Source organism: Parafrankia soli (assembly GCF_001854695.1).
Classification (GTDB): domain Bacteria; phylum Actinomycetota; class Actinomycetes; order Frankiales; family Frankiaceae; genus Parafrankia; species Parafrankia soli.
The window spans coordinates 1-2,610 of record NZ_MAXA01000117.1 but is presented as its reverse complement, the minus strand read 5'-3'; the positions used below and the strand labels follow the sequence as shown (position 1 = coordinate 2,610).

Annotated in this window: 1 protein-coding gene and 2 pseudogenes; 2 read left to right on the top strand and 1 reads right to left on the bottom strand. The window is 68.2% G+C overall.

Annotated elements, in window-relative coordinates; genetic code table 11:
- Positions 1-69 precede the first annotated feature (69 nt).
- Positions 70-1,151: pseudogene (locus BBK14_RS35130) on the bottom strand (integrase core domain-containing protein).
- Between the two features lie 484 nt (positions 1,152-1,635).
- Between BBK14_RS35130 and BBK14_RS12065 the strand changes: the two are divergent.
- Positions 1,636-2,247 (top strand): hypothetical protein, encoded by a 612-nt coding sequence (locus tag BBK14_RS12065; RefSeq protein ID WP_071062005.1) that lies wholly within the window; start codon positions 1,636-1,638, stop codon positions 2,245-2,247.
- Positions 2,248-2,353: 106 nt separating this feature from the next.
- Positions 2,354-2,610 (top strand): annotated as a pseudogene (locus BBK14_RS12060) (IS701 family transposase); the annotation flags it as partial.

Genomic DNA, 2,610 nt, shown 5'->3' with positions numbered 1-2,610 from the left:
CAGCCAGCACACGACGAACCGTCCCAGACCGGAAGCCCTACACACCAGGGCGATCAACACACCACAAGATCAAAGAGTCACACGTTCAGGACACCGCGCGAACGTGCGGAGTACAGGGGTGACCACGGGTGGTGAGTCAGGGTGGGTGCTGGCCGAGGGAGCGGTGAGGTCGGTGGGTGTTGAAATGCTCCGCGTAGCTGTCGAGAACTGAGGTCAGGTGCCGTTCGGAGACGATTAGTAGTCGGTCGGTGCATTCGCGGCGGGCGGTGCCGATCCGGCGTTCCGCGATCGTGTTCGCCTGCGGGGCTTGTGGTGGTGTGCGTACCACGTCGATGCCGGCCCCGGCGAAGACGGCGTCGAAGGAAGCCGTGAACTTCGCGTCGCGGTCACGGAGGAGGAACCGGAACCGGTGGTCACACTCGTCGAGATCACCCAGCAGGTTCCGTGCCTGCTGGGTTACCCACGCCGCGGTTGGATGCTTCGTGGCCCCGAGGACGTGGACACGGCGGGTGGCGTGGTCGACGACGAAGAACACGTAGATCCGCTGGAGGAACACGGGGTCCACCGTGAAGAAATCGCAGGCCAGCAGGCCGGAGGCCTGGGCGCGCAGGAACGTGCGCCAGGAGGCGTCGGCTCGACGGGGTGCGGGGTCGACGCCGGCGCGGGTGCAGGATCCGCCAGACGGTGGCGACCCCGACCGGGTAGCCCAGCCCGATCAGTTCTCCCTGGATTCTGCGGTGGCCCCAGGTCGGGTTCTCCTTTGCGAGGCGCAGGACCAGCTCGCGGATCTCCCGGCGGGCCGGCGGCCGCCCAGGGGTCTTGCGTGGGTAGGTCCATTTTCGGGCGAGGAGATCGCGGTGCCAGCGCAGCACGGTGGCCGGGGTGACGAAGAACGAACCCCACCGAGCCCGGGGCGGGAGCCTGGACAGGGCTGCGAGGATCACCCGATCCTTCGGTTCCAGGACCGGGCGGTTCACCTGCCGTCGCAGCACCGCCACCTGATGTCGCAGGACGAGGAGCTCCACGTCCTTCGCGGTGTCGCCATGCACGCGGAGCAGCATCAGTCCGAGAGCGTTGCGTGTCAGGGCGTAGAGCAGCGACCACGCCATGACCATCCAGCCTGCGTGACATGGGCCCCGTCCGGCAGGCAAACGCACAGGTCACCGCCCAAATCGGGGTTCTGGAGCCCCACAGGGTCGAAGATGACGGGGCTCGTCTTGTTGTCCGGATGACCGTGCCGGGGACGACGCCGGAACGACTCTGAGCCACCGACTGGCGGTCGATCCCACCGGCTGGCAGCGAGCGATCCAAGCAATCACCGACTATCACGCAACTGATGATCGGATCGACGCGAACGCTGCGACAAGTCCTACCAAACCTGCTGGTATAGGGCATACAGTCAAGCAATTACCGGTCGGTAGGAGGTGTGGGATGTCAGGAGTGGGTCTCCCACCGAGGGCAGAGCCGCCGCGCCCACCCGCGCCGGGTGCCCCCGCCCCGTACCAGCGTGCGTCCCAGCCTCCTGTGCCGGATGGACCTGTCCCGTTTCAGGGCCCGCCGCGGCCGCCTGTGCCGGGTGGGCCTGCTCCATATCAACGGGCGCCGCAGCCAGGTCAGGTTCCCTGGCCGGTCCGGGTGCTCGTCGTCTGGCCGGCGCGGGCGGTCGCCGCCGTCGTCGTCCTGCCATGCCAGCTGCTCTACGAGCTCGCCCGGCTGATCGCCCGCGGCCTGTGGCGGCTGGTCATCGAGCCAATCGGACGAGTGCTGACCTGGATGTGGCGGCGGCTCGTCGCTCCGGTGGTCCGCGCGGTCGGGTCGTTCCTCCGCTGGCTGTTGACCCCGGTCTGGCAGGCAGTCCTCCTGCTCGCGCGGGGACTGGGGTTCCTTTTCGAGCAGCTGATAGCCCGTCCGCTCGGCTGGTTCGTCCGAACGCTGGTGGTTCCGGCCTGGCGGGCGTGCGCCGCGCTCGTCCGGGCCACCCTCCGGGGCGTCCGGGCGGCACTGCGGGTGCTCGTCGTCGTGCCACTCGCCTGGTGCTGGCGGACGATCCTCGCCCCGGTGGTCCGGGCCATCAGCACGGTGCTACGCATCCTGGTCGTCATCCCCATCGCCTGGTGCTGGCGAGCGGTCGCGGCCGCATTCCGCCTCCTCGTCGTCCAGCCGTGCCGCTGGATCAACCGCACGATCTGGCGGCAGATCCGCCTGGCAGTCGCCGATATCTCCCGGACGCTGACCGGCCGTCGATGATCTGGCAAGGCAGCCAGGTCGACGCCTAGCGGTAGTTCGTTGGATCAAGGTTGTGGCGGGTAGGTCTGCTCTGTTGGTTGTCTTTYAGGAGCGGAGGGAGGCTGGCATGACCAGACGTCTGCCCTGTCCGCCGGCACCAGKCCCGTTGGAGGATTACGCTGCCCGGTTTGATGATCTGTTCTCGGCGTTGGGGCAGCGGCGGGGGTTCCGGGAGTATCTGACCGGGCTGCTGGCCCCGCGGGACCGGAACAAGACGCTGACCTGCCTGGCCGGGGCGGAGCCGGTAGTGGGTGCGGGGCATCCGGCGGTACAGCGGCTGCAGTTCTTCCTGTCCGAGTCGGTGTGGGACCCGGAGAAGATCAA